Annotated in this window: 21 protein-coding genes; 5 read left to right on the plus strand and 16 right to left on the minus strand. The window is 31.4% G+C overall.

Features of this window, described 5'->3' with window-relative positions; genetic code table 11:
* Nucleotides 1–70: 70 nt before the first annotated feature.
* Genes ilvC through ilvD form a run of 5 tightly spaced genes read right to left on the minus strand, consistent with a single transcriptional unit; the run spans nt 71 to nt 6,163 of the window.
* On the minus strand, nt 71–1,540 hold the full coding sequence (ilvC, locus tag ACZ451_RS15860; RefSeq protein ID WP_464214154.1) for a ketol-acid reductoisomerase: 1,470 nt from the start codon (nt 1,538–1,540) through the stop codon (nt 71–73).
* Between the two features lie 33 nt (nt 1,541–1,573).
* Nucleotides 1,574–2,101 carry an acetolactate synthase small subunit gene (gene ilvN, locus ACZ451_RS15865; RefSeq protein ID WP_464214156.1) on the minus strand — a complete coding sequence of 176 codons (528 nt, stop codon included), beginning with the start codon at nt 2,099–2,101 and terminating at the stop codon, nt 1,574–1,576.
* A 49-nt stretch (nt 2,102–2,150) separates the two neighbouring features.
* The gene (locus ACZ451_RS15870; protein WP_464214158.1) at nt 2,151–2,732 is read right to left on the minus strand and encodes an O-methyltransferase; all 582 of its coding nucleotides are present in this window, start codon (nt 2,730–2,732) and stop codon (nt 2,151–2,153) included.
* A gap of 11 nt (nt 2,733–2,743) precedes the next feature.
* Nucleotides 2,744–4,477: a biosynthetic-type acetolactate synthase large subunit gene (ilvB, locus tag ACZ451_RS15875; protein WP_464214160.1), complete on the minus strand. Its 1,734-nt coding sequence runs from the start codon at nt 4,475–4,477 to the stop codon at nt 2,744–2,746.
* Between the two features lie 9 nt (nt 4,478–4,486).
* Nucleotides 4,487–6,163, minus strand: a complete 1,677-nt coding sequence (gene ilvD / locus ACZ451_RS15880) for a dihydroxy-acid dehydratase (RefSeq protein WP_464214162.1) — start codon at nt 6,161–6,163, stop codon at nt 4,487–4,489.
* 406 nt (nt 6,164–6,569) lie between these two features.
* Here ilvD and ACZ451_RS15885 point away from each other — a divergent pair, with 406 nt between their 5' ends.
* Nucleotides 6,570–7,937 (plus strand): aldehyde dehydrogenase, encoded by a 1,368-nt coding sequence (locus tag ACZ451_RS15885; RefSeq protein ID WP_464214164.1) that lies wholly within the window; start codon nt 6,570–6,572, stop codon nt 7,935–7,937.
* A 134-nt stretch (nt 7,938–8,071) separates the two neighbouring features.
* On the opposite strand, the gene ACZ451_RS15890 is transcribed toward ACZ451_RS15885, so the two are convergent.
* The 7 genes from ACZ451_RS15890 to ACZ451_RS15920 form a co-directional block, all read right to left on the minus strand.
* On the minus strand, nt 8,072–9,268 hold the full coding sequence (locus ACZ451_RS15890; protein WP_464214166.1) for a bactofilin family protein: 1,197 nt from the start codon (nt 9,266–9,268) through the stop codon (nt 8,072–8,074).
* A 464-nt stretch (nt 9,269–9,732) separates the two neighbouring features.
* Nucleotides 9,733–10,416 (minus strand): hypothetical protein, encoded by a 684-nt coding sequence (locus ACZ451_RS15895; protein WP_464214168.1) that lies wholly within the window; start codon nt 10,414–10,416, stop codon nt 9,733–9,735.
* Nucleotides 10,417–10,491: 75 nt separating this feature from the next.
* A complete protein-coding gene (locus ACZ451_RS15900) occupies nt 10,492–11,331 on the minus strand; it encodes a 5-oxoprolinase subunit C family protein (protein WP_464214170.1) in 840 nt (279 codons plus the stop codon).
* Nucleotides 11,324–12,061, minus strand: a complete 738-nt coding sequence (gene pxpB, locus ACZ451_RS15905) for a 5-oxoprolinase subunit PxpB (protein WP_464214172.1) — start codon at nt 12,059–12,061, stop codon at nt 11,324–11,326. The genes ACZ451_RS15900 and pxpB overlap by 8 nt, the downstream gene beginning before the upstream one ends.
* A complete protein-coding gene (pxpA, locus tag ACZ451_RS15910) occupies nt 12,061–12,795 on the minus strand; it encodes a 5-oxoprolinase subunit PxpA (protein ID WP_464214174.1) in 735 nt (244 codons plus the stop codon). The genes pxpB and pxpA overlap by 1 nt, the downstream gene beginning before the upstream one ends.
* 24 nt (nt 12,796–12,819) lie before the next feature.
* Nucleotides 12,820–14,010, minus strand: coding sequence for an Nramp family divalent metal transporter (locus ACZ451_RS15915; RefSeq protein ID WP_464214176.1), 1,191 nt, complete (start codon nt 14,008–14,010; stop codon nt 12,820–12,822).
* A complete protein-coding gene (locus ACZ451_RS15920; protein ID WP_464214178.1) occupies nt 14,010–15,110 on the minus strand; it encodes a DUF2891 domain-containing protein in 1,101 nt (366 codons plus the stop codon). The genes ACZ451_RS15915 and ACZ451_RS15920 overlap by 1 nt, the downstream gene beginning before the upstream one ends.
* A 200-nt stretch (nt 15,111–15,310) precedes the next feature.
* Between ACZ451_RS15920 and ACZ451_RS15925 the strand changes: the two genes are divergently transcribed.
* On the plus strand, nt 15,311–15,757 hold the full coding sequence (locus ACZ451_RS15925) for a hypothetical protein (RefSeq protein WP_464214180.1): 447 nt from the start codon (nt 15,311–15,313) through the stop codon (nt 15,755–15,757).
* 633 nt (nt 15,758–16,390) lie between these two features.
* Here ACZ451_RS15925 and ACZ451_RS15930 read toward each other — a convergent pair.
* Nucleotides 16,391–17,308: a DUF302 domain-containing protein gene (locus tag ACZ451_RS15930; RefSeq protein WP_464214182.1), complete on the minus strand. Its 918-nt coding sequence runs from the start codon at nt 17,306–17,308 to the stop codon at nt 16,391–16,393.
* Nucleotides 17,309–17,519: 211 nt separating this feature from the next.
* Between ACZ451_RS15930 and ACZ451_RS15935 the strand changes: the two genes are divergently transcribed.
* The 3 genes from ACZ451_RS15935 to ACZ451_RS15945 are packed head-to-tail and all read left to right on the plus strand — an operon-like array spanning nt 17,520 to nt 20,725.
* The gene (locus ACZ451_RS15935; protein WP_464214184.1) at nt 17,520–18,131 is read left to right on the plus strand and encodes a hypothetical protein; all 612 of its coding nucleotides are present in this window, start codon (nt 17,520–17,522) and stop codon (nt 18,129–18,131) included.
* A gap of 23 nt (nt 18,132–18,154) precedes the next feature.
* Nucleotides 18,155–19,936, plus strand: coding sequence for a tetratricopeptide repeat-containing sensor histidine kinase (locus tag ACZ451_RS15940; RefSeq protein ID WP_464214186.1), 1,782 nt, complete (start codon nt 18,155–18,157; stop codon nt 19,934–19,936).
* Nucleotides 19,937–19,951: 15 nt separating this feature from the next.
* Entirely contained in the window at nt 19,952–20,725 is a 774-nt protein-coding gene (locus ACZ451_RS15945) for a LytR/AlgR family response regulator transcription factor (protein WP_464214188.1), read from the plus strand.
* 102 nt (nt 20,726–20,827) lie between these two features.
* On the opposite strand, the gene ACZ451_RS15950 is transcribed toward ACZ451_RS15945, so the two are convergent.
* The 3 genes from ACZ451_RS15950 to ACZ451_RS15960 all read right to left on the minus strand — a co-directional run bounded on the left by ACZ451_RS15950 (nt 20,828) and on the right by ACZ451_RS15960 (nt 25,452).
* Nucleotides 20,828–21,445: a tail fiber protein gene (locus ACZ451_RS15950; RefSeq protein WP_464214190.1), complete on the minus strand. Its 618-nt coding sequence runs from the start codon at nt 21,443–21,445 to the stop codon at nt 20,828–20,830.
* A 4-nt stretch (nt 21,446–21,449) separates the two neighbouring features.
* Nucleotides 21,450–24,338, minus strand: coding sequence for a hypothetical protein (locus ACZ451_RS15955; protein ID WP_464214192.1), 2,889 nt, complete (start codon nt 24,336–24,338; stop codon nt 21,450–21,452).
* A gap of 94 nt (nt 24,339–24,432) precedes the next feature.
* A complete protein-coding gene (locus tag ACZ451_RS15960) occupies nt 24,433–25,452 on the minus strand; it encodes a hypothetical protein (RefSeq protein WP_464214194.1) in 1,020 nt (339 codons plus the stop codon).
* Nucleotides 25,453–25,462 lie beyond the last annotated feature (10 nt).

Below are 25,462 nucleotides of genomic sequence, written 5' to 3' on the forward strand. Positions count from 1 at the left end.
CGAAGTACACCATCGTAAAATTTTCTTTATTAGGATTATTTCGTGCCCTAATAAAGTAGACTAATTCAAATTAAACTATTGGTTTCATAGCGGTCATAGATGCTCTTAATCTAGCACCTACTATTTCTACCGGGTGTTCTCTCAATGCTTTATTTACAGCAATTAATTTTGCGTTATCTACTCCATTCCCTTTCCCTGAAGGTTTTCCTATTACATTTGTATCTACTGTTTTCATAAAATCTTCTAACAGTGGTTTACAAGCATGGTCAAATAAATAACAGCCATATTCTGCTGTATCAGAAATAACTCTATTCATTTCAAATAGTTTTTTTCTTGCAATGGTATTTGCAATTAATGGCGTTTCGTGCAATGACTCGTAATAGGCAGATTCTTCAATAATTCCTGAATCTGTCATAGCTTCAAAGGCTAGCTCTACTCCTGCTCTAACCATAGCTACCATTAATATACCATTGTCATAAAATTCTTGTTCTGATATTTCAACAGCTCCTGCTGGTGTTTTTTCAAATGCGGTTTCTCCTGTTGCAGCTCTCCATGTCAATAAGTTTTTATCATCATTTGCCCAATCTTCCATCATTGTTTTAGAAAACTCTCCTTGAATAATATCGTCCATATGCTTTTGGAATAGTGGACGCATAATAGTCTTTAATTCTTCTGCAATCTCAAAGGCTTGAATTTTATCAGGATTTGATAAACGATCCATCATATTAGTGATACCACCATATTTTAATCCTTCTGTAATGGTTTCCCATCCGTATTGAATTAATTTAGAAGCATAACCAGCATCTATCCCTTTTTCTATCATTTTATTAAAACAAAGAATAGAACCTGTTTGCAACAAACCACATAAAATAGTTTGTTCTCCCATTAAATCTGATTTTACTTCTGCTACGAAAGAAGATTCTAAAACACCTGCTCTATCCCCTCCTGTTGCTACAGCATAGGCTTTTGCTTGTGCATACCCTTTACCTTCTGGGTCATTATCTGGGTGTACAGCAATAAGTGTTGGTACTCCAAAACCTCTTTTGTATTCTTCTCTTACTTCAGATCCTGGGCATTTTGGTGCTACCATAATAACCGTTAAATCTTCACGGATTTGCATCCCTTCTTCTACAATATTAAAACCATGAGAATACGATAAAGTAGCTCCTTTTTTCATTAATGGCATAATTGCATTAACAACAGCTGTATGCTGCTTATCTGGTGTAAGATTAACTACTACATCTGCAGTTGGTATCAATTCTTCATAAGTGCCCACATTAAAATTGTTCTCAGTCGCATTTTTATAAGATTGACGTTGTTCTTTAATCGCTGCTTCACGCAAAGTATAAGAGATATCTAAACCAGAATCTCTCATATTTAAGCCTTGGTTTAAGCCTTGTGCTCCACAACCTACGATAACAACTTTTTTACCTTTTAAAGCGGATACACCATCAGAAAACTCGCTGGATGACATAAATCTACATTTCCCCAACTGGGTCAATTGTTCTCTTAATGATAGTGTATTAAAATAATTTGCCATTTTCTAAACTCGTTTGATTTATTTATTGATTATTTAATTTTCTTGAAATCTTTCTAATAATGCTGTAACTGGCATTTCTTCCTTGGTAACTGCTATTCTTCCAGAACGTACAAATTGCATAATACCGTAAGGAACTAACTCGTTATACATTTGGTCTATTTCGTGTTTTCTGCCTGTTTTTGCTAAAACAAAATAAGCTCTAGATACAGTTACTATAGTAGCATTATGATCTTTAATAATGTTTTGAATACTGCGTTCATCAAACAATAAACTAGAGTCTATTTTAAACATTACTGATTCTTGATAAATAGTCTCATCATCTACATGATAATAGGCTTTTATCACTTCTATTTGTTTCTCTATCTGACTCACAATTTTACGTACAATTTCATTTCCTGAATGTACTACAACAGTAAATTTAGAGACATTTTCTATTTCAGATTTTGAAACATTTAAACTCTCTATATTAATATGTCTTTTTAAAAATATTCCTGAAATCCTGTTCAATAAACCAACATTATTTTCAGAATATACTGAAATCGTAAACCACTTTTTTTCCATTTTACTACTACATTTCTAAACCACTATCTATCGTAATAGAGAGCGATATTTATTCTTTTTTTACAGCTATAATTACTCCTGTAGACCAATTTAGTTTTGTACAATTAAAATCTTGTTTGTTCTCTAAATAGTCTATTAACCGTTTTGCTTTTTTTTCATGACCTTCTGGCCAATTTGGCTGAGGCGTCATATCATCAATAATATAAAATCCGCCCACTTTAATAAAACTTAAAAGTTCATCTAGTTCACTATATTTTCCAGGCCAAGCATCCGCAAAAACAAGGTCAAATTTTTCGCCTTTATAATTTTTAATCCATTTAGAACCGTCTTCACATAGCAATTCAACTCGTTTGTCCGATCCAAAATATGTTGTTGCAATATCAATAAGCGCTGGATCATTATCTATAGAAATTAGTTTAGATTCAGTATCCATGCCTTCTATCATCCAAGACAAACTTAAACCTATACCAGTACCCAACTCTAATAGCCTTGCTTTAGGTTTAGAACTAATCAATGTTTTTAACAATGTTCCTATATACAAATCCGACGGCATTGTAAATCCAATTTCTTCGGATTTACGTGCAATAGCATTATGTAATTTTGGAATGTCTTGTATGTTAGAATCGTTCATAAAATATGTTCTTATTTTAAACGCATATCAGAAACAGAAGCTCCAGTGGGTATCATTGGAAAAACATTTTCTTCTTTTTCTACACATACCTCTAAGAAATAAGCATCTTTAGATGCCATCATTTCTGCTACAATTGCTTTTAAATCTTTACGTTCTTTTACTCTAGTTGATTTTATAGCATAGCCTTCCGCTATTTTTACAAAATCTGGATTTACCATGACTGTAGATGCATAGCGACTTTCAAAAAACAACTCTTGCCATTGGCGTACCATTCCTAAATGATCATTATTCAGCACTACAATTTTTACTGGTGTTTTATTCTGAAAAATAGTTCCTAATTCCTGAATATTCATTTGGTAACCACCATCACCAATAATAGCTACTACTTCTCTATCCATAGCGCCCATTTTAGCGCCTATTGCTGCGGGTAATGCAAAGCCCATAGTTCCTAAACCTCCTGAGGTAATATTACTTTTTGTTTGGCTAAACTTAGCATATCTACAAGCTACCATTTGGTGTTGCCCAACATCTGTAACTATTACAGCTTTGTTTTTTGAAGCAATATTGATTTCTTCGATTACTTCAGCCATACTAATACCATCGTTAGTAGGCTTCAAATCGGTTTTAATCACTTCATTAAACTCTAATTCGTATTTCTTTTTAAAGGCTTCATGCCAAGATTCATGACTATTATTATGAATCTTTGGTAAGAGTAAGCTTAAGGTTTCTTTTGAATTCCCTAAAACGGCTACATCTGCTTTTACATTTTTATTAACTTCTGCAGGATCTATTTCAAAATGGATAACTTTAGCTTGTTTTGCATAGGTATCAAGACTACCGGTAACTCGGTCATCAAAACGCATTCCAATAGCAATGAGCACATCACATTCATTCGTTAACAAGTTTGGTCCGTAATTTCCATGCATCCCAACCATCCCTACATTTAAAGGGTGGTCTGTATCCATTGCAGATAATCCTAGTATAGTCCAGGCAGCTGGAATACCTGCTTTTTCCACTAAAGCTTTCAGTTCTTCTTCGGCTTTGCCTAGTATAACACCTTGACCAAAAACAATAAAAGGTTTTTTAGCATTATTAATTAATGCTGCCGCTGCATCTATTGCACTAATTTCTGGCTTTGGAACGGGAACATAACTTCGAACTCCTTTACATTTTTCGTATGAAAAATCGAATTCTGCAAATTGTGCATCTTTTGTAATATCAATTAAAACTGGTCCTGGACGACCAGATCTTGCTATAAAAAATGCTTTTGCTAATATGATTGGGATTTCTTCTGCTTTCGTAATTTGATAATTCCATTTGGTAATTGGTGTGGAAATACCAACAATATCTGTTTCCTGGAATGCATCTGAACCTAATAAATGAGATGCCACCTGCCCTGTAATACATACTATTGGAGTAGAATCTATTTGGGCATCTGCCAAACCTGTAACCAGATTAGTGGCTCCAGGGCCTGAGGTTGCCATAGCTACACCAACTTTACCAGAAACTCTGGCATAACCCTGTGCTGCATGTGCAGCTGCTTGCTCATGGCGTGTTAATATATGCGTTAGTTTATCTTGAAATTTATATAATTCATCATAAACTGGCATAATAGCTCCTCCAGGATATCCATAGATTAAATCTACTCCCTCTGCTAATAAGCAATGTATAATTGCTTCTGCTCCAGTTATTTTCATTGTTTTCTTTGTATTAATTTTTGCCTTTCTTTCCTTTATAACTTCCATAGGCTTTTTTTAAAATTCATCTGTAACACAACCTTGTGCTGCTGATGATACGGAACGAGCATATTTGTATAATACCCCTTTTTTAAACTTTAATTCTGGCTGTATCCAAGCCTCTTTACGTTTCGCTAATTCTTTATCTGTAACTGCTACATTAATAGCATTTGTTTCTGCATCTATAGTAATGATATCACCATCTTGTACTAAGCCAATAACACCACCTTCTTGTGCTTCTGGAGAAATATGACCCACAACAAAACCATGTGTACCACCAGAAAAACGACCATCTGTTATTAAGGCTACATCTTTACCTAAGCCAGCGCCCATAATAGCTGCTGTGGGCTTTAACATTTCTGGCATTCCCGGACCTCCTTTTGGACCCTCATAACGTATTACAACAACATCTCCTTTTTGCACTTTACCGTCTCTAATGCCGTCATTAGCATCATATTCACTATCAAAAACCTTAGCAGTACCTTTAAACAACAAACCTTCTTTCCCGGTAATTTTTGCTACAGAACCATTGGTTGCTAAATTTCCATATAGCATACGTAAGTGACCTGTTGCCTTGATAGGATTTTCTAATGTTTTTATAACATCTTGACCTTCTTGTAAATCTGGAACATCAGCTAAATTTTCTGCTAATGTTTTTCCAGTAACCGTCATACAATCGCCATGTAATAAACCATTTTTTAATAAGTATTTTAGTACTGCTGGAATACCACCAATACGATGCACATCTTCCATTAAATATTTACCACTCGGTTTTAAATCTGCAATAAAAGGTGTGGTATCACTAATATGTTGGAAATCTTTTAAAGTAAAATCAATATCTGCTGCTCTGGCAATGGCTAAAAAATGTAAAACAGCATTAGTAGACCCTCCCATAATAGTTACTAGGCGGATTGCATTTTCTAATGATTTGCGTGTAACAATATCTAATGGTTTGATATCATTTTCTAATAAATAGAACATTTTTTTACCAGCTTCGATACACTCAACCTCTTTATTTTTGCTGATAGCTGGGTTAGAAGAGTTATAGGGTAAAGCCATTCCTAAAGCTTCAATTGCAGATGCCATAGTATTAGCTGTATACATACCACCACAGGCTCCTGCTCCAGGAATAGATTTTTTTATGATATTCTTAAATTCATCTTCTTGCATTGTTCCTGCTACCTTTTCTCCCCATGCCTCAAAAGCAGAAACAATATCTAATGTTTTATCATTGTGGCAACCAGAGGCTGTTGTTCCTCCAAACACTAATATGGATGGACGATTTAAACGTAACATTGCTATTAATGCACCGGGCATATTTTTATCGCAACCCACAACCGTTACTAGACCGTCATAAGACATGCCTTGCACCACAGTCTCCATAGAATCTGCAATAATATCTCTAGAAGGCAAAGAAAAACGCATTCCTGGAGTTCCCATAGAAATACCATCACTAACCCCAATCGTATTAAAAATTAATCCAACAGCTTCTTCAGAATTGACTCCAGCTTTGACTAATTTTGCCAGATCATTTAAGTGCATATTACATGGGTTACCTTCAAAACCTGTACTAGCTACACCTACAAGTGGTTTGCTAAAATCTTCATCTTTAAAACCTATAGCGTATAGCATTGCTTGGGCTGCAGGTTGGGTTGAATCTTGGGTGACGCTTTTACTATATTTATTTAATTCCATTTAGAATATTACTTGTATTTCTTTGTATTTGTTGGTTTTCTTCTATCTTTTCAAAGATAAATGTTTACAAAATCATAATTTTTTAACATTTTCTACTAGTTCAAATTCAATTTTGTTATTATATATTTAATTATTTGATAATCAGTATTTTAAACTGTATTTATATCCCATATTCAATACTTTTAAAGATTATTTTATCCTTATTTTTTTTCATTAAAATGCATAAAAAAAGCCTGCATCTAACGGTTAAGATGCAGGCTTTTTATGATCAATATATAGCTACATCACCCCGGAAATGGAATAATGACAACTAAAATATTATTGATGCTTGTATTTTTCATTAGGATAAAAATAAGTAAAAGAAAACTTATATCCCAAAAAAATATGATTTAAGTAAATTTGTATAATGGAAGAGAAATTAAAAAAACAACACATTTTCTTTAGATCACAGCAAACCAAATCTATTGTATTTAGAAAAAAAGCACTGCTTGCTTTACAAAATGAAATTATAGCACAAGAAGATGCTATTTGTGATGCTATTTATGTTGATTTTAAAAAACCGAAATTTGAAACTATCATAGCAGAAACACAATTTGTTTTGGCGGAATTAAGTTTAGCCATTAAAAAATTGAATTCATGGTCTCGTCCTAAAAAAGTTAGAGATACCTGGGTTAATTGGCCTTCATCTAACTATATATACAATGAACCTTATGGTACGGTATTAATTATAGCACCTTGGAACTACCCTTTTCAATTAGCAATAGCGCCACTTATTGGTGCCATTGCTGCAGGTAATACTGCAGTTGTAAAACCATCTGAAATTACACCAAATACTTCAAAAATTATTGCAACTATTATCACTAAAGTTTTTACACCAGAACATGCTATTGTTTTTGAAGGTGGTGTTGAAGTTTCTCAGAAGCTATTGAAAGAAAAATGGGATTATATCTTTTTTACAGGAAGTTCTAGAGTAGGACAAATTGTATATGAAAGTGCTGCAAAACATTTAACCCCCGTTACTTTAGAGTTAGGTGGTAAAAATCCATGTATTGTAGATGATACTGCTCATATTGCCTTAGCAGCAAAGCGCATTGCTTGGGGCAAATTTTTAAATGCAGGACAGACTTGTATTGCTACTGACTATATTTTAGTACATAAAAATGTAAAACAAAAATTAATTACAGCGCTAAAAAAGAGCATTACAGGTTTTTATGGTGATGAATTAGTTGCTTCTAAATACTATGCAAGAATGGTGAGCGAAGCTCATTATAACAACTTAAAAAGTATGTTAGTGGATGAAGAAATTCTTTTTGGAGGTAATTTTGATGATTCTGATCGTTTTATAGCTCCCACGTTAATTAATGAACCTAACATGGAAAGTAAACTAATGGAAGGTGAAATTTTTGGACCTCTTCTTCCTATTATTGCTTATGAAAATGAGCAAGATATCGAAAGATACATATCTAAGTATGGAAAGCCTTTGGCTACCTATGTTTTCAGTACAAATAAAACGTTTCAAGAAAAAATACTAGCTACCTATAGTTTTGGTGGTGGCGCTATTAATGATACTGTTAGTCATATTGCCAATAAAAACCTTCCGTTTGGTGGCGTTGGAAGTAGTGGTATTGGCACATACCATGGTAAAACTTCTTTTGATACCTTTTCACATCAAAAAGTGATTCTTAAAAAAGGAAATTGGTTAGATATTCCTTTAAGATATCCACCTTACACACTTTCCTTACTTTTAGCAAAGAAGATTAAAAAGTTATTTTAATATAATTACCATAAGGCCAGTAAATTAAATTTCATTATGCTCCCCTAGAACAACAAGTAAATTATATACTGACCTTTATCATTTTGAATATATGGTATACAACTATTTTTAAAGAATCCTTTATGATTAAAAAATTAATTCTTAAAAACAGGCTTATCAATTAATATATAGGTGATTAATTCATATCGATCTATATATTCAAACAAACCTTGTTCGCCGCAATTAGCATCCAATAAACTTGTATTTTCTTTAAAACTCGCTGCTTCGTGAATATTTTCATGTAAAACTGCTATAAATTCCGATAATTTACGCTCATTCCAATTAAAAGCCTCTGGGTTTTCATTTTGGTTTAATCGCCATGAATTACCAAAAGCGTGGGTAAAGTTGATCGTCCCATTAACTTCAAAAAAGTATTCTTCTGGGTTAAAGAATTTTGCACTTAAGTTACCCTCAATAACAGCAGAACCTTTGTTGTAATCACCCAATAAACATCCAGAAACTGCTAAATCTCCATAAACCAACAATACACCACTTGTAATAACATTCGTAGCGGTTACATTACCTTTTACCAATAACATTTGCATCAAATCATCTTCAAGGTTAATGCTTCCATCAACTATTAAGTTACCTTTTATCACCAGCACACTAATGCCTAAATGAGCTAAACAATGTAAATTACTAAGATGTAAATCTCCATCATGAAAAATAAAATCTTTTTGATTAGATAATCCTGAACTAGCTATATGATGCAGCATTTGCTGATCTTGCTCTCTAGCCATTGGTAAAATAGTCTCTTGGTAAAATGCATCTTCAAAATCTTTTCTCAAGAAACTTTTTCCTTTCACAAGAATTTTCTCTTTTATTTCGGCTACTTCTTCTTCTGTAGCAATAACAATTTTGTCATCTACTAAAGCTTTCTTTTCAATTGGAGGGTTTAGGTGATTCCCTTCCTTATCAAAATAATCATATTCAATAGGTACTCCAGCTCTTTTTACTGCCTTATAAACGGTATCATCTGTATTTCCATATGCAAAAATTTCTGTAGTTGGTTCTGAAGATTTTAAATATACATCTTCTATTTCCACACCATTTTCATAGGTACCATATCTAGAAACTTCCCCATTTGGATGAAATCGTTTAAAGCTTAAAAGAACTCCGTTGTCATCAAAAAAAGTATGGCAGCATAAATGCCCATTTGGAGCTAGCCACCATTTCCACTCTCCAATATGTTTTCCTTGCTCATTTTTTTCTCCAAGTTCCCATTCGTTTTGAGAAACATTCCAGATTGCTTCTTGTGGTACCGTATTTGGTCTTGATTTGTCGTTTTCCATTGATTTGTTTTTAGGTTTTTACTCGATAATCTATATTTAAACGTTTCAAGAGTTGTTTTTATATTTTTAAGTTATTTCCTTACGAATATCTCTTAGGTTTACCTTGAAGTTGTTTATTAATTAAGAATGAAAGTATAAACTTCAATCAAATTATAGGTACCACTAAAGCGAGTAATACCTTTTTAGTTGTTTTTTTTAGAAAAAATATAGATTTTAATATCTAACGGTCTTATTTTTTGAAAAAACATCAAAAAAAATTAAAAAGGGTAACAAGTATTTTTTTATTGAGAAGTGACCTTTATGAATTAATCTCTTCTTTTGTAAAAACATTTAACGATCTAAAGAATTTTTAAAAGGAAATTATAATGTTGATTATTTAGGGAATTATGAAGATGAATAATAATTATTGCTCTTCATGTTTTATGAATGGTATTCTAATATGTATATGATCTCTTCTTTTGTATTTAGCATGGCAATACATCACCACCCCCTATAACAGACATAAACCTAGATCGTTCTGTTGCACCAACATACATATTAGGATTTATTTCGTATTCATTTACTAAATTATATTTTAGATTTGTAAAAAACTCTTCTAAAATTGAATCGGAATTACTTAAAAGTAATGGTTCTTTATTTTCCCCATAGTTTTCTGTTAACACTGATATATGTTTATGAACTCCATATTTTTTATAGTAGTATTTAGTGAATTTATAACTGTAAAATGCTGCTACATAATATTTAATATCATCAAACCTTTTAGTATCAATTTCAATAAGTCTTGGTTTAATTACATTTAAATAATTCTCAATAGTTATTTTATTTTTAATGTAATACTCTTTTTCTTTAATAAAGTCGTTTAGCAAAAAATCATAAACTCGCGCTATTAATTCATAATTTCTAAATACTTTTATATCTCCCAAAAAATCATATAATCCGTTCTCATACTTAAAACCAAAAAAATTATTTTCTGAATATTTGTATTTGTTTACACAAAATAAACCATCAGTTCCGAGTAAATGAATTTTATAATTTTTATCGTTTTTTTTAGTACAAAATGTAAAAAGAGGCCTAAAATATATTCCTAATGATGGATCTACAAACACTTTTTCAGAGTCTGGATAAAGTTCTATATTATTTTCTATCATATGCGCTATAGTACGGTCGTTTTAAAGTATTACATGTTCAATTAAAAATTAGTCTAAAATAATTACGCAATTGCACTACATTAATTTAAACCTTATTTTATCTCCAGATTTTTTTTGTGATAAAATTGCGATTGCCTTATCAGAGAGTTGCAAGATACGTGGGTAACCGCCAGTAGTTTGCCCGTCTTTCATTAAAATAATTAATTTCCCTGAAGGTGTAAATTGTATAGTTCCAGGAAGTGTAGCAGAAGTAAGCATGGAAAACGAATGGCCTGTAATAGTTTCTTTTAATTGATATGCCATTCTATTATTTTCCATAGCAACTGTATATGTTTTAGCAAATAAACTTTCTAATTGCTTATCTGATAATAATGAAAATTCTGGACCACGTGAAACCTGTAAAACTTTATCATTTATAAAACAATCTACTTTTAAACCGATTAGTTTAGGTTCAAATAAATCAATCGGCATATAGTTTACTGTAGATTTACTATGTACTATAGCACTTGAAGTTATTGGATCATAAAACGACCTGCTATCTAAAATAACTGGGGTCTGAAACCCATTTTTAATAGCCAAATAGCCTCTAAAGCCTTTTTCTAGTCTTCCGTACGAAATAATGTCACCTGCATTAATTTTATACACTTGATAATTGTATATAGGTTCATTATTTAAAGTAGCATGAAATTCTGCACCACCAAGGACAATGTAAGTAGGTACTTCAAATTCTAAAGTAGGGCCAGTCATTGTTATTTCTAAAACAGCATTATCTGGCTCATTTTCCAACAATTTATTTAAAATAGTTACGGTTTCAATATCCATTGCGCCAGAAATGGGTACTCCTTTATCTCTGTACCCAAATCTTCCTGAGTCTTGCACAGTAGTGTAAAAACCAGCTTTTAGAACATTAAGCATTCATCTTCTTTTTTTCTAGTTCATAAATACCTACTTCTACCTCTATCTTTTTCAAATCATATGCTGCTTTTGAAATCTGATAAAACTGTACCTTATCGCCCACTTTTATAACACATGGAGGGGTATTTTCAGCATTGAAAATGGGCACTACACTATTCCCTATAATATTCCAACCTCCCGGAGATTCTTGAGGATAAATTCCAGTTTGTTTTCCTGCTAATCCTACAGCTCCTTTCATCACTTTTAAGCGAGGTGTTTCTCTTCTTGAGATTTCTAATGTTTTTGGTAATCCTCCTAAATATAAAAAACCGGGTAAGAAACCAATTCCATAAACTGTATATATATTTGTAGTATGTAATTTTATTAATTTTTCTTTACTTAGCTGTAATGTATTTGCAGTTTCTTCTATGTCTATTCCAAATGTTTCGTCATAACAAACTGGAATTCGCCATACATAATTGTCCTCTAATACTGTCGCTGTTCTTTTTTGATACCAATGCTCCAATTGTGTTTTAAGCTCATTGAAAACTAAAGGCTTTTTTCTGTTTATTAAGGTTAATGAATTGTATGCAGGTATAAATTCCCAATTTTTATCTTGAAAACCATGTGTTTTGAGGTATAAATTAAATTGCAAAATATCATGTAAGATGGTTTCATCTACACGTTTTGGCCATTCAATTAAGATAGCATGTGTTCCAAAGGGTCTTATTTCTATGGCATATTTTTTCACTATTGAATTTCAATATTATAGTTAGGCAATTCTTGAGTAAGATAAGTAACTATTTCTAGAGCGGAAGGAGTGTCTCCATGAACGCAATAGGTATCTGCTTTAATTTTTACTTGTGATCCTTTTACTGTCTTTACTTTTTGGTTTTTTACCATACCAACCATATGTTGTAAAACATCTTCTGGATTTTCTATAACTGCATTAGGTATATTTCTAGAAACTAAACTTAAGTCTGTATTATAATTCCTATCAGCAAAAGCCTCATATTTAGTTTTAAAGCCTTGTTTCGTTGCTTCTTCAGATATAATGGACTTATATGGAACAAACAAATACAGTGTTTTTTTATAGTGCTCTATAGCTTTCAAAAATGATTTTGCAATACTACTATTTTTAGCTACATCATTATACAAAGCCCCATGTGGTTTAATATGATGTAGTGTTACTTTATGAGTTTTTGCAATTTTTATGATATATTCTAATTGCTTTTGTATGGTTTCTATTAATTCTTTTGGAGTAATCTGTATTGATTTTCTTCCAAAATTTTCTTTATCTGGATAGGAAGGATGTGCTCCTATATTAACTTTATGCGTTTTTGCTAAACTGATGACTTTATGAATTGTATCAGCATCTCCCGAATGGCCCCCACAGGCTATATTACAAGAAGAAATATAAGGCATTAGGCTTTCTTCATTTCCTATCCCCTCACCTACATCACAATTTATATCAATTTTTATCATTTTAATACAAGAGACTAGCATTAATTAGAAGCCAAAAACTTTTAGAATAGCTTTTGTTCCTAAAATTAATGTAATTATAATAATTATAATTCCTAATAAATTCTGAAAAGTAGTGTTTTTATAGCTTCCAAGAACAGATGATTTATTCACTACCCACAATAAAAGTATCGCTATAACTGGCAGTAATATGCCATTGGCAATTTGAGCAAATTTTATAATTTGTATTGGTTTTATGTTGAAAGAAAGAAAAAACACGCCCAAACTCAATATTAGAATCCATACTAGTTTAAATTTCCAATCTTTTAAACTGGCTTTCCAACCAAAGCAACTATTTGCTACATAGGCTGCCGCTAAGGGAGCTGTAATAGCCGATGTAATACCAGCTGCAAAAAGTCCTACTCCCATAAAATATTTAGCAGTATTCCCATATAAAGGTTCTAAGCTTTCTGCCAAATCTGTAATATTTTTAATTTCTCCTTTACTTATTGTAGAGGCTGCTACTATGATAGCCATAGAAACAATACCTCCTAAACCTATAGCAACAAAAGTATCTTGCCGTACTTTTTTTAAGTCCGATTTAGATTTCCATTTTTCACTGACTAAAGAAGCATGTAAAAATAAATTATACGGGACTACTGTAGTTCCTATTAAGGCTATAATAGTTAATAAACTCTCTCTTGGTGTACTAGGGATTAGTAAACCTTTTAGTAATAATGAAATATTGGGTTTTGTAACAACAGCAGTAATGATAAATGACAAACTCATTAAAATAACTAAAGAGACTAGTATTTTTTCTAATAGCTTATAGTTGCCAAAAAATAGCAGTATAAATGCTATTAACCCTACTATCATAGGGTAAAACGCTATATAGTTGTTGCCAAACAGAGCTTCTAAACCCAGTGTTGCACCTCCAATATTTCCTGCTTCATATGCAGCATTTCCAACAATAATTGCAGACAGAATTATAAGAACTACTATGGCCCTTAACCATGGTACTTTAAGTTCCTCTCTTATCACATCTGCCAATCCTTTTTGGGTTACAATGCCTAGCCTTGCTGCCATTTCTTGTAACACTATAGTAGCTATTACCGAGAGTAACATTGCCCATAACAATGCGTAGCCAAAATTTGCTCCTGCTAACGTGCATGCCGTTACTGTTCCGGGACCAATAAAGGCTGCTGCTACTAATACACCAGGTCCTATTTTTTTAAACATTATTCTGCGGTGTTTAATGCATAAAGTGCAAAGGTACCTAACCAATGTGTACCACTATAATTACCATCTACTATATTTGGTAATGAATATGCAATATGTTCTGTTGCAATTTGTTTTAAATGATGGTATTCTGGTAATGTTTTTGCGATACCATACAAACACCACGCTCTACTAAAATTAAGGCCATCTAAATGAACTAATTTACCATCCGTTCTATCTGCTACTTTTCCTTCTTCTAATTTAAAGTTAGCTTCTGTTAATTGTGGTAAAAACTGATCAAACCAAATTTTAAAATCTGCTTTAGCATATATTCTTCTCATGAGGTTTGCTTCTTCTAAACATGGAGATAAAAAATCAAACCCACTAGGTTCCCATTGTAAAGGGCACCTTACATCATTAGCATAAAAACGCAATGCACAGGTTTCAATTTCTTTTTTTAATAAGGTATTATTCAACGTTTCTGCATAATCTAAAGCCATAGAAAGACCAAATGCGGTATTACTATGTTCTCCTACTCGTATCGGATAATTTAATTTAGGCAAAAATGTAATGTAAGCCTCAACAATATAATCTGTTAAAGGCTGTAAGTTTTTCTCTAAATCTCTAGCTAGGGGATCGTTCCAAGTATGTATTTCTTCTGCTAATTTTAAAACCCAAGCCCAGCCATAGGTTCGCTCATAGGAACTATTACCCTTTAATTTAAAATATGCAACTTCTGCTTTAATGTTTTCTTCCGATATATTAGCAATTAGCTTCTTACGAATGATATCCGCTTCTTTTAAATTTGGATATTGCTTTAATAAAGACACCAAAGACCAATGCCCATGTACAGAAGAATGCCAATCAAAACAACCATAAAATGCAGGATGCAGTGCTTTTGGAGTATCAATATGCGTTGTATCGTTTAAAGTTTGCCCTAGTCTATTGGGGAATTCTATTTGCATACACTCAAGAGGTAGCGTAGCTAAGCGGTTTGCCTCTTTTAGCGTTAACTCAGGTATTGGATCTAGTTCTGTATCAACTATCACGGTTGGTTTTTCTTTGCATGAAAAAAAAAGTGCTATTAGTAGGCTGTAACAAATAAATTGTTTCTTATTCATAAATTAAACAGTATTAATAAATATAAGTTCTTCTAATTAAAATTATAGCAAAATTCTTACAAGATATTTGCTAAATTAGAATAAAACGATGCATTTCATCTAAAAAAATGTCGTTCGTCTAAAACTTCTTGTAAAAATATAATATTACTAAAAAGATACGGTTATAATAGTCCCAAACTTAATTAATTTAACCTACTAGAATGAATTGTTTAGAATGTAACAATCATCTTAGCTATATAGAGCATAAAAACTCCTTTGACCAATATGGAGTAGAACTGTGCAAACAGCATAAAGTTCGTATAGATAAGCTTGTAAAACTTAGAGAAACGCCAAAAGAATCGATACAGCTATACTATGGCTTAAAAGCCGTTGGTGTAAATGCAATGCTAGAATGGTGGGACGGCAAGAAATCTGTTGATATTGCAATTTCTAGAGTTAAATTAAATATAGAAATAGATACGGAGTTAAATACCATATCTCATGAGCAAGCCATTTTAGATTTAGAAGAAGCAATGAATTCTTTTAAAAACGGCTTTACTACAATTCGTATTCCACATACTTTAATAAAATATTACCTCAATAAAACGGTAGCAAATATTGTAGGGATTATAGAAGGGTTAAAAGAGAATGTAAAGATGATTAGATAGTATTGTACTCTACAAAATACTAAAAATAGCATTTAAAACAATTAAATTTTAATTTTCTATATATTTGTTTTTACTGATTAAATAGATGAAAAAAGCTTTAATTGTTTTTGTTTTAATTATTTTAAATTTTGTAGCGTTCTATTTTTCAACTGAGTATACTAACATGCAGATGGGTTACCCAGAAATTGCAATGAACTTAGGAGTTATGGTCGTATCCATTCCTTTGTTCTTGTTTGTTCCCGCTTTCTTTTTATATCTTATAAAATTAGGTACCCAAAAAGTTTTCATCAGTTTTAAAAAAATATATCTAAATCTATGTTTTATACTGTATTTAGTATTTTTTAGCATCACGTTATTTATGGCTATTGCACTATATTTTAAATTTAAATAATAAATTTAATTGACTTTAATATTGATTACTATGTAATAGCCCTCTAAAAAGCTTTCAACCTTTGAATTTTACCCATATATGATAAACTGAAATCAAAAAAATTACTGTAGGTGAGATACTAATAATTAGTACCTAAAATACTATAAATAGCCCAAAAATGTAACATAGATATACTAAACAAAAAAGGACATACAATTTATAAATTACACATCCTTTTTTAAATAATTTATGATAGGATACTACTATAAACCAGCAGCAGCATTAGAAATATTATCTAAAGCCATTTGTATGGTTTGTAAAACAGCATCATTTTCTTCAATTCCATGACGTGATTTAAGAAAATCTGCAGCGTTATAAGAAACATTTACGATTCCAGCTTCATCTTCCCAAACCAACATTTTTTGTGGTAAATCTATAGCTGTTGTGATGCTATTTTGCATTAATGGAGTTCCTAAATTTGGATTTCCAAAAATAATTAAGCGTGTTGGTCGTAATTCTAAGCCATTATTCAATGCATTTTCTTGGTGATTTACTTCTGCTACTATTCTAAGATTAGGGTTATTATCAATTGTAGTTCTTAAAGTATTGTAGGTGTCTTCAAAATTCTGGGTACTTATTTTAGTCATAATCTGTTCTCCAGAAATCACTACTGTACTAGGCGATACTATAATTTCATTACCACTTACATTAGTCGTTATATTAGTAAGCGCATCATTAATTGTTGGTAAAGTTGCTACGCCTTCTAATTGATGTCTGCTAACTAGGTAATCCGTAGCATTAAAACCCAAATATACATCATCAGCATTGTCTTGGTATACTAAAATCTTTTGAGGTAGGTCTAAACCTGCTAATTGATTTCTTTGCATTAATGGTGTTCCTAAATTTGGATTACCAAAAAAGATAATCCGTGCAGGGTTTAATTCCAAATCTACCGAATTTGCATTTGCTTGATGATTTATTTCTGCTATAATGCGTATATTAGGATTTGCATCAATGGTATTTCTTAAAGCAGTATACGAATCTTCAAAAGAAGAATTGCTTAAAGATAGTGTTAGCCCTGAAACAATTGCAGGGGTTGGTTCATCAGGGTCATTGGCTGGTGTATCTATACAAGAAAAAGAAAATAATACTAAAGCCGCGATTAATAGTTTATATTTCATAATTGTTTTTTTATAAATACGTGCGGAGTTGTAGTTGCAGATGTTTCGGTTTTCTAACGTTTATACTTTTCAACTCTTTTAAGGTCGTAAAGTCTTTTATTTGTAAAACATAAAATAGGAATTTAACAAAAGTATTGATGGTACTACTGATTTATAAAACTTTTTCCTACCTTAAGCAATTAATAATCTTAACCATTTGTTCTAAACCGATATGGAAGCTACTATTAATTTACATTTAGAAGAAAAAGCTGATAAGCATGATAGTATAAAAACAAGCAAAAAAAACCAGCCAAAGTTTACCATAAAAATAAAAGAGTTAAAAGCTGCCTTAGACGGTAGTTACATGGGTATAGGCACCCCATATTCGCCTATACGTGTAGATAATTTTATCGATTTAGAAAATCAGGAATATGCCACTATTCATCCAGATACAAAGATTACAATTAATCTTGTTTTTAATGATCCATCGCTAACTATAAAAAACATGCAATTGGTATGTTGTAAAGTGATTAATATAGATCGTAAACATGTTGATCGATTAAAAGGAAATCCAGATACTCCATGGGCTACTATTTTTAAACTCTATAAAAAAAATGGCAAGCGCATCAAAACCATTTACCCTGCACCAGATGGTACTTTATATATAGCTCCTAATAAAAAAAGAGAATGTAAGATTAGAACTTGTAAAAAAATATCCGATACCATGTTAGCCTATAGTATTATCTTTTCGGCAAACTTAAAATTGAAAGGTTATAACACTGAAAAAAACTATTATTTTATTTTAGATCCCGTAATTCGTTTAACTTCATCAGGTAGAGGATAATATTCTTAAATGCTATTAAAATAATGAGTTTTAATAAAAAAAAGATTGTATTTACAATAGCCACTATTATTTCGCTCTTTGCTAATTCTCAAAACACGAAAAGAATTGATAGCATACTAAAACTATTAGAAAAGGGAAGTATATCGGAAAAATCTATAACTACTTTAAAAGATTATGCATTAACACATTCAAATATTGATAGTGCATTATATTACTCAAAAATTGCATTAACTGCAGCAAAAGAAATAGAAAATATAGTATTGCAAGCCAAGGTATTAGAAGTAATTAGTGTGAAACAACATACTTTAGGAAATAATAATATATCAATAAAATCTACTTTTGAAGCATTAAATATTTATGACTCTTTAAATCTTGAAAAAGAGCAAGCGGCTTCCTATTCATTATTGGCAAATAATTTTATAAGTAATGAAAATTATAGTGCAGCCATCCAAAACTTAAAAAAATCAATTCATATTTATGAAAACCATGATCAAGAAAGTAATCTCATCTATACATTAATAAATTTAGGTGAAGTTTATAGACTAGCAAATTATTTAGATAGTGCCAAGGTTAGTTTTAAAAAGGTTATTGATAATAATAAAATCGTAAAAAATAATATTGCAGAGGGCTATGCAAAAGGTAATTTAGGCATGGTGTATAACACTCAAGATAGCCTATCATCAGCCAAAACCAATTTACAACAATCCATACGCATTTTAAGGGACTTAGGTGATTCTTATGCTACATCTGTCTATTTAGCAGAACTTGGTGAGGTATACCGAAAAGAAAAAAAACCAAAACTGGCTGAAGAAAAACTTATGGAAGCTATTACTATAGCTCAAGGATCAGGACTTAAAGAACAAATAAGAGATTTTAGTAAAAAGCTGACTCAATTCTATGAAAGTCAAGAAAAATATTCTAGAGCGTTACATTATCAACAACTATTTCAGGTATATCAAGATAGTTTGGTCAACAAAAAAAATATTAAAGAAATAGAACGTTTAAAAGCGGGATATGAAATTGAAAAGCGAGAGTCTACAATTGATTTATTGAATAAGGTAAATTCTAATCAAAAATACTTATTATGGACCCTGAGCGGAGGCGTATTAGCTACACTTGCCTTTCTGTATTGGATTTTTAAAATAAATAAACGAGTAAAAAATACCAATGCACAATTAATAAAACAAAAAGAAATTATTAGCCAAAGAGAAAAAGAAAAAGCACTATTACTTCAAGAACTGAACCATCGCGTAAAAAATAATTTACAAATGATTTCCAGTCTACTTAGCTTACAAAGTCGTGAATTGGTAGGGCACCCTGCTAAAGAAGCTTTGGAAACAGGAAAAGACAGAGTAGAAGCACTGTCATTAGTACACCGAAAGCTTTATCAAGAAGGCTCAGAAACTCGCATTGTGCTCAAAGAATATTTAGAAGAATTGGTATTGGGGCTATTTCATGGATACAATGCCCATTTTGAGCCTAAATTTGAACTTATGAATATCAATATTTCTATTGATACTGCCGTTCCTTTAGCCTTAATTGTAAATGAACTAGTTGTAAACTCCCTTAAATACGCCTATGAGAATGTTGAGAATCCTTCACTAACTATAAAAGTCAATGAGGTTAATGCAAACTTAACCATTCAAATTATAGATAATGGTAAAGGGTTTAATTATAATGAAGGTGAGAAAAAGAATTCTTTTGGATTAAAATTAATTCATTCATTAATAGCACAATTAGAAGGAACGATAAAAAAATTAGATAATGAAGGTACACATTGGCAAGTAAAATTAAATGTTGCTTAAAAAAATAAGTTCATTATGATTGGAGAAATTAAAAAAGTGAAGTTACTTATTGTAGAAGATGAGAATTTAGTAGCAAAAGATATTGCTTTTGAACTTTTAGATTCTGGTTATGAGGTTTCTGGAATAGCAGCTTCTGTTGTAAAAGCTAAACAGCTTTTAATACAAAAATCAGATATCGATATTGTACTCATAGATATTATGTTAAAAGGGAATGAAACAGGCATAGCGCTTGCAAAACATTTAGACACCCATTATAACATACCGTATATATTTTTAACTTCTTATGCAGATACACGTACCATAAATTTAGTAAAAACCAATACTAAACCTTACGCCTTTATTTTAAAACCTTTTAATAAAAGACAGGTAATGGTATCTATAGAAATGGCTTTGGAGAATTTTTCCAAGCGTAAACCAGAACTTAATGTATTGGCTAGTACAAATTTTAAACCTACTCCTAACCAAGTGCTTAAAATTAGTGAAAGTCTTTTTCTTAAAAAAGACAACCATTTTGAGCGTGTTTTATTAAAAGAAATCTTGTTTCTAGAAGCAGAAAGTAATTATACTACTATACATACACAATGTGGCCGCTTTCTATACTCAATGGTACTTAAAAAAATTGAACAATTATTACCATCGGATGTTTTTTTTAGAGTACATCGCAGTTATGTTGTTAACATAACTACCATTACAGGTTTTGAAGGCAACATGTTACTTCTTGGGAAGAATAAAATTCCAGTCAGCAAAACATATAAGAACAGTATTTTTAGGCAGTTCAGAACTATTTAACGCTTATCATTTTATTTTAATTATAAATTGATAGTCTTTACTCTTTAATTTTATAAATTAATTAATTGTTGAAGAAAAAGAATCCTTATTTTCCAAGGTAAATTATAGATAAGCAAACTTTATCAAGTAATTTACATACACATTTTTAGCTCTTGTTTCTGAACTTACTCGTATACCACCTGGAGTGGCGGCCTCAGAATCTGTTGGTTCTGATGTTAACGCTATAATTCCTGGAGAGATGGCTATTGTATTGGGTCCTGTAGCGGCTGTTACATTAGCTTTGGTCTGTTCATATTGATGTTGATGCGTTTGCAATGCGTCTTCCTGAAGAGAACCTGTTTTATTTTCACCAACAGTAACCTTTTTGCCATTTGCAAATGTTCTTTCGTTTGCGTCAGGGTCATTTTTAGAATTTCCAGAAGCACCTCTTAAAAAATATCCTCGATAATCTGGAACTTTAAATTTTTGATCCGCAGGCAGTTTTGAAACATCTATAGGAGCACCACCATTTGGGCTATATAAAAAACCAATAGCCTGAAAAAGTTCAGGATATTCAGAAACAAGTAGTTCTCTCCCATCGCAAACCACCCAACCATAGGCTTGGATATTATTAATAGTGCCTGTAGTATTATCTTTTTGTGTTTCATTTATAATCCCTGCGTAGGCAATAACAGTACCTACAGGCGTATCGATTCCGGCTTTTGAAAAAGGTAAATTCATTGTCTTAGGCTATGTTGTTAAACGCAGTACAAATAGGTAATTCTTCCTCGTCTTGCAACCATTGCATATTAGTTGGTACTTGTATTTCCCATGGTTGATTATGTATGCATGCGTTATGATTCCTTTCACTGACTTTTTTAAGTGCTACAGCAATAGTTTTGTCTTCAGCAACTAAAGGACTAATAGTGTTTTGTATGTATGATATAAAACCTGTACTTAAATAATAGAGTATTTTATAATTAAAATTAGGGTCCACAGGAATCATAACCCTTAATTTTTTTTGATCGGAATAATCTAGAAAAGATTGGTCCGTTATAAACTCTTCTATAGAATTATTGATCAGCGCTGTTGAAAATGGATTGTCAGAATTAAAAAATTCGTAAGTACTCTCATTCCATTCCATTGCTTGTTCAAAAAACTGGTCATATTCTGGTGCTGTTGCTTCTACATATAAGGAATCATCAACAAAAACTTCCTTTATCGTTTTTGTTTCATTTTTTTCTAAATAAATATCATATAAAATCTTCTTACAGGTACTTTTAATAGACTGGTTTAACAGTTCTTTCTTTCTAGCCATATTTTTATGCTCCAGCCGATCTATAGCAAGCTTACTTTTAGTAATATTAGTCTTATATGCCTTGGTAATTGCATCATATACTCTTATACGCCATTGGTTCATTAAATTTTGAGAAGGGCAGCTCTTTACCGTAATGGATATATAAAAACCTTTGGTTGGTGGAGCGGCATATGATGTCATATGAGTTAATACTACAGGAATAGCAGTAGTACTCACAGAAACAGTTTCCACAAATAATGATTTTTTTTGATCAACTTCTAATTCCAAAGTGTTAGTTTTAGTAGACAAAGGATTACGTATCGTTTGCGTTCCTTTACTTAGTTTGATTATGGTAGCTCCAACAAGTAAATCCATATCTATGTCTATAGAATAACTTACATCTGCTTCAACTGGTATATATCCTTCTTCTATAGAAACTTCTTGACTAGTGACAACATTATCTGCATTAAAAAAAATATAAGAAACTATCTGTTCTTCAGGAGGCAGTGGAACATCTAACACTCCATATTCCGCTGCTAGCATTGCATAATTATCACTTTTTATAGACTTAAAAGAACTAATTGCAGGTTTTCGCTTAGCGAGGGGTATTAATCCCTTTTCAGTAAGTGATATATAAGATTCTAATTTAGGTAAAGGATGATCAATTAAAAACTCTAGTAAAAATCGATTCCCATAATCAATAACTCGTGCGGAATATACTTTATTTACCCAATTGTAAATCCCACGCACATTACAATCATTATTTCTATTATCCAAGGTATGAATAACAGCTTCTTCTGTTTTGTTAACTTGTTTTTTGGTGTAAACCTGCTTTATAAGATGATTCATGCGTATTATTGCTTTGTTCAGTACTTTTTTTGCAAAGTCCGTATGTACTGTATCATCTTTTAAATCTGGAGTCCTTGTTTTTGTAACATCACCGTTAAGTATTAATGTTGTTGGAGGGCCATAACTTGTTTCTAATTTAGTATAATTATCATCATTTGTGTCTGTACCAGTAAGTGTATTTTTAATTTCATTACTAAGTGCTTCTAAGCTTCCTTCCAATATTTGATGATTGTTTGTAATGGTCTCATTATCTAATCTAGAGGTTTCTGTAATTTCATTAGATGATGCATTACTGCGTTCTTTTATTTCTCCTGGTAATACATTTTCTATATGTGCAATCTCTCCTGTTTTATAGCCAATTAATTTGTGCTGTATCATATGTAGATCTCCAATAGCATATGGAATAACTACTTTTTCGCTCTCCAAAGACTTTGTTTTAGTGTTGTTTGCTAAAGGCAATGGAAAAACTGGTTCTGGAAGTATAACAGAAGTTTTTAATAAATGACTTATTATTACAGGGGGTTGATAAGATATGGGAAACAAAGTTTCTAAAAAATTACAGACCAATAGCATTTTTATTTCATCCTCTAGTGTTTTAATATTATAAAAACCAAGTACACTAAGTGCAAATACATTCTGCCATACACGATCTTTTACTGCTGCATAATCTTTTGAATAAATAAATTTTTCAATAGCTTCTTGATCCATGTCTAATTCCATTAAAAGAAAAGCTTTAAACTCTGCTTTATTTGTGAAATGTGATTCTTGAATTGTGTTATACAGTTCTGGAAATATCTTAAATGGAAATGCTAACTCTCGCGTATTTTCAATATATTCTTCTTGATATGTGGTTGTGCTATTTATAAAATTAAATGTCTCTTCTATAATCGATTTACGTGCATCAGGCTTTGGAACACCATCATTAAAATGAGACAAAAAATTGTTGTATAAAGTGGTAGCACCTATATTATTTATATATGTTACAAAATAACTTTCTTCTTCTAAGGTAAGATCTGGCCATTTTCTAACATATAGGTATGGAAATAAATCATCATATTCAGCAGGTAAAATAAATTCTTTTTCAGAAATATTATTATTTGGCATTGTAGGATCAATGGGAATCACTGGTGGAATTATAGGAGTTGGTGGAGTAATGTGACTCGGAATCTCCAAAATATTCCCCTCAAAATGTTCAATTAAATTTTGGCAGTACCAAGCATCAATCCAAATAAAATCTGCTTCACCATTATTAAAAAGACACATACTCCCATTAATGTTAATTTCATCTGGGAAAGACAGTTTAAATGTTTCTGTACTAGTTGTAGAAAGGCATCCACTCCACTCAAAAACCTTTTTGGGTTTGTCTTTTCTTAGAAGTCTATAAGACACATAATATGAGTTAAATTCATTACAATCAGATGTGTTTTCAAAAGAAAACTCAAAAATAAATTGTTTATCTCCGCAAGCGTCTAATTCGTATGTGTACATGGCATTTAAATTTGATGAGAATTACTGTTAATTTCTAAAATTACAGACTGCCAATAATAGGCATTATGATAAGTAAGAATAGCATTTAATAAAATTAATCTCTAGGGATTTCTAATATATTCCCTTCAATATCCTCTTCTAGCTTATAGCCATATTTACTGTCTAACCAAATAAAATCTCTACCAAAATTCCTAAAAAGCTTCAGAGTTCCTTTTAAATCATTTTTATCTTCAAATTTTAGATGGAAAGGTTTTTCTTTATTTAGAAAAAGACAACCGTCCCATTCTTTAACTCCACTAGGCGAATCATTACGTAATATACGGTAAGAAATATAACGAGAAATAGATGGGTTACACATATCTTCCGAATTGTTCTCGAATGAAAATTCGAATATAAATTTTTTCGAACTTCTTAGATCTAAAGTATAACTATACGGATAAGTAGTAGTAAGATTTGGTTGATTAGAGAAATTAGTGTCTTCTTGAAGGTATTCATCTATCTCTTCTATATATTTTCTTACTTCTGCCTTTTTACCCGTAAATTTATCAGAATCAATATAATCAAGATAATTTTTGACTATTAATGGCTTCCAAGGTTCTTCACCTGCTTTAATTTTATACTCTAAGAATTGTGTAGTTTTTCCATAATTTTTAAAAGCAAACTCTAAACCAGCCCATACATCTGTTGACAATGGAGAAAAAACAGTACTATTTAACAATTTCATCATTGTTGCTAAAACCATTTCCGACCTACAAGATTCGGACAAGAGAATGATTAATGCAGAGGCTTTTTTTTGGTCTTTGTTTAAGTTTTTACATTTTAAAGCTTCTGTATAATCTTGTTTTGTTCTATTAGAGTGTTTTGAATGGTTATACTTTTCCAGTTTTACAAATGTTCCACTTTCGTTGGTCACTTCTATTACTTCAAATTGCCCTCTTTTAATTATAATGGAACCATTTATTTCTTCATTAAATCCATAATCTATTTGAAGGTTCTCTTTGTCATTTATTTTTATTCCTTCAGCAAGAGAATCTTTAAGGAGTTTTCCTGTTCTATGAAATGATATAATATTATCTATTATTAGCTGATTATTTAGTGGGTTGAGACTAAGCATATTATTTTTA

This window comes from Allocellulophaga tsushimaensis, from assembly GCF_055383085.1.

What these genes read in the sequence shown, in the direction of transcription:
- ilvC (WP_464214154.1), bottom strand. Translation starts at nt 1,540, where the DNA reads ATGGCAAATTATTTTAATACACTATCATTAAGAGAACAATTGACCCAG.
- ilvN (WP_464214156.1), bottom strand. Translation starts at nt 2,101, where the DNA reads ATGGAAAAAAAGTGGTTTACGATTTCAGTATATTCTGAAAATAATGTT.
- ACZ451_RS15870 (WP_464214158.1), bottom strand. Translation starts at nt 2,732, where the DNA reads ATGAACGATTCTAACATACAAGACATTCCAAAATTACATAATGCTATT.
- ilvB (WP_464214160.1), bottom strand. Translation starts at nt 4,477, where the DNA reads ATGGAAGTTATAAAGGAAAGAAAGGCAAAAATTAATACAAAGAAAACA.
- ilvD (WP_464214162.1), bottom strand. Translation starts at nt 6,163, where the DNA reads ATGGAATTAAATAAATATAGTAAAAGCGTCACCCAAGATTCAACCCAA.
- ACZ451_RS15885 (WP_464214164.1), top strand. Translation starts at nt 6,570, where the DNA reads ATGGAAGAGAAATTAAAAAAACAACACATTTTCTTTAGATCACAGCAA.
- ACZ451_RS15890 (WP_464214166.1), bottom strand. Translation starts at nt 9,268, where the DNA reads ATGGAAAACGACAAATCAAGACCAAATACGGTACCACAAGAAGCAATC.
- ACZ451_RS15895 (WP_464214168.1), bottom strand. Translation starts at nt 10,416, where the DNA reads ATGATAGAAAATAATATAGAACTTTATCCAGACTCTGAAAAAGTGTTT.
- ACZ451_RS15900 (WP_464214170.1), bottom strand. Translation starts at nt 11,331, where the DNA reads ATGCTTAATGTTCTAAAAGCTGGTTTTTACACTACTGTGCAAGACTCA.
- pxpA (WP_464214174.1), bottom strand. Translation starts at nt 12,795, where the DNA reads ATGATAAAAATTGATATAAATTGTGATGTAGGTGAGGGGATAGGAAAT.
- ACZ451_RS15915 (WP_464214176.1), bottom strand. Translation starts at nt 14,010, where the DNA reads ATGTTTAAAAAAATAGGACCTGGTGTATTAGTAGCAGCAGCCTTTATT.
- ACZ451_RS15920 (WP_464214178.1), bottom strand. Translation starts at nt 15,110, where the DNA reads ATGAATAAGAAACAATTTATTTGTTACAGCCTACTAATAGCACTTTTT.
- ACZ451_RS15925 (WP_464214180.1), top strand. Translation starts at nt 15,311, where the DNA reads ATGAATTGTTTAGAATGTAACAATCATCTTAGCTATATAGAGCATAAA.
- ACZ451_RS15930 (WP_464214182.1), bottom strand. Translation starts at nt 17,308, where the DNA reads ATGAAATATAAACTATTAATCGCGGCTTTAGTATTATTTTCTTTTTCT.
- ACZ451_RS15935 (WP_464214184.1), top strand. Translation starts at nt 17,520, where the DNA reads ATGGAAGCTACTATTAATTTACATTTAGAAGAAAAAGCTGATAAGCAT.
- ACZ451_RS15940 (WP_464214186.1), top strand. Translation starts at nt 18,155, where the DNA reads ATGAGTTTTAATAAAAAAAAGATTGTATTTACAATAGCCACTATTATT.
- ACZ451_RS15945 (WP_464214188.1), top strand. Translation starts at nt 19,952, where the DNA reads ATGATTGGAGAAATTAAAAAAGTGAAGTTACTTATTGTAGAAGATGAG.
- ACZ451_RS15950 (WP_464214190.1), bottom strand. Translation starts at nt 21,445, where the DNA reads ATGAATTTACCTTTTTCAAAAGCCGGAATCGATACGCCTGTAGGTACT.
- ACZ451_RS15955 (WP_464214192.1), bottom strand. Translation starts at nt 24,338, where the DNA reads ATGTACACATACGAATTAGACGCTTGCGGAGATAAACAATTTATTTTT.
- ACZ451_RS15960 (WP_464214194.1), bottom strand. Translation starts at nt 25,452, where the DNA reads ATGCTTAGTCTCAACCCACTAAATAATCAGCTAATAATAGATAATATT.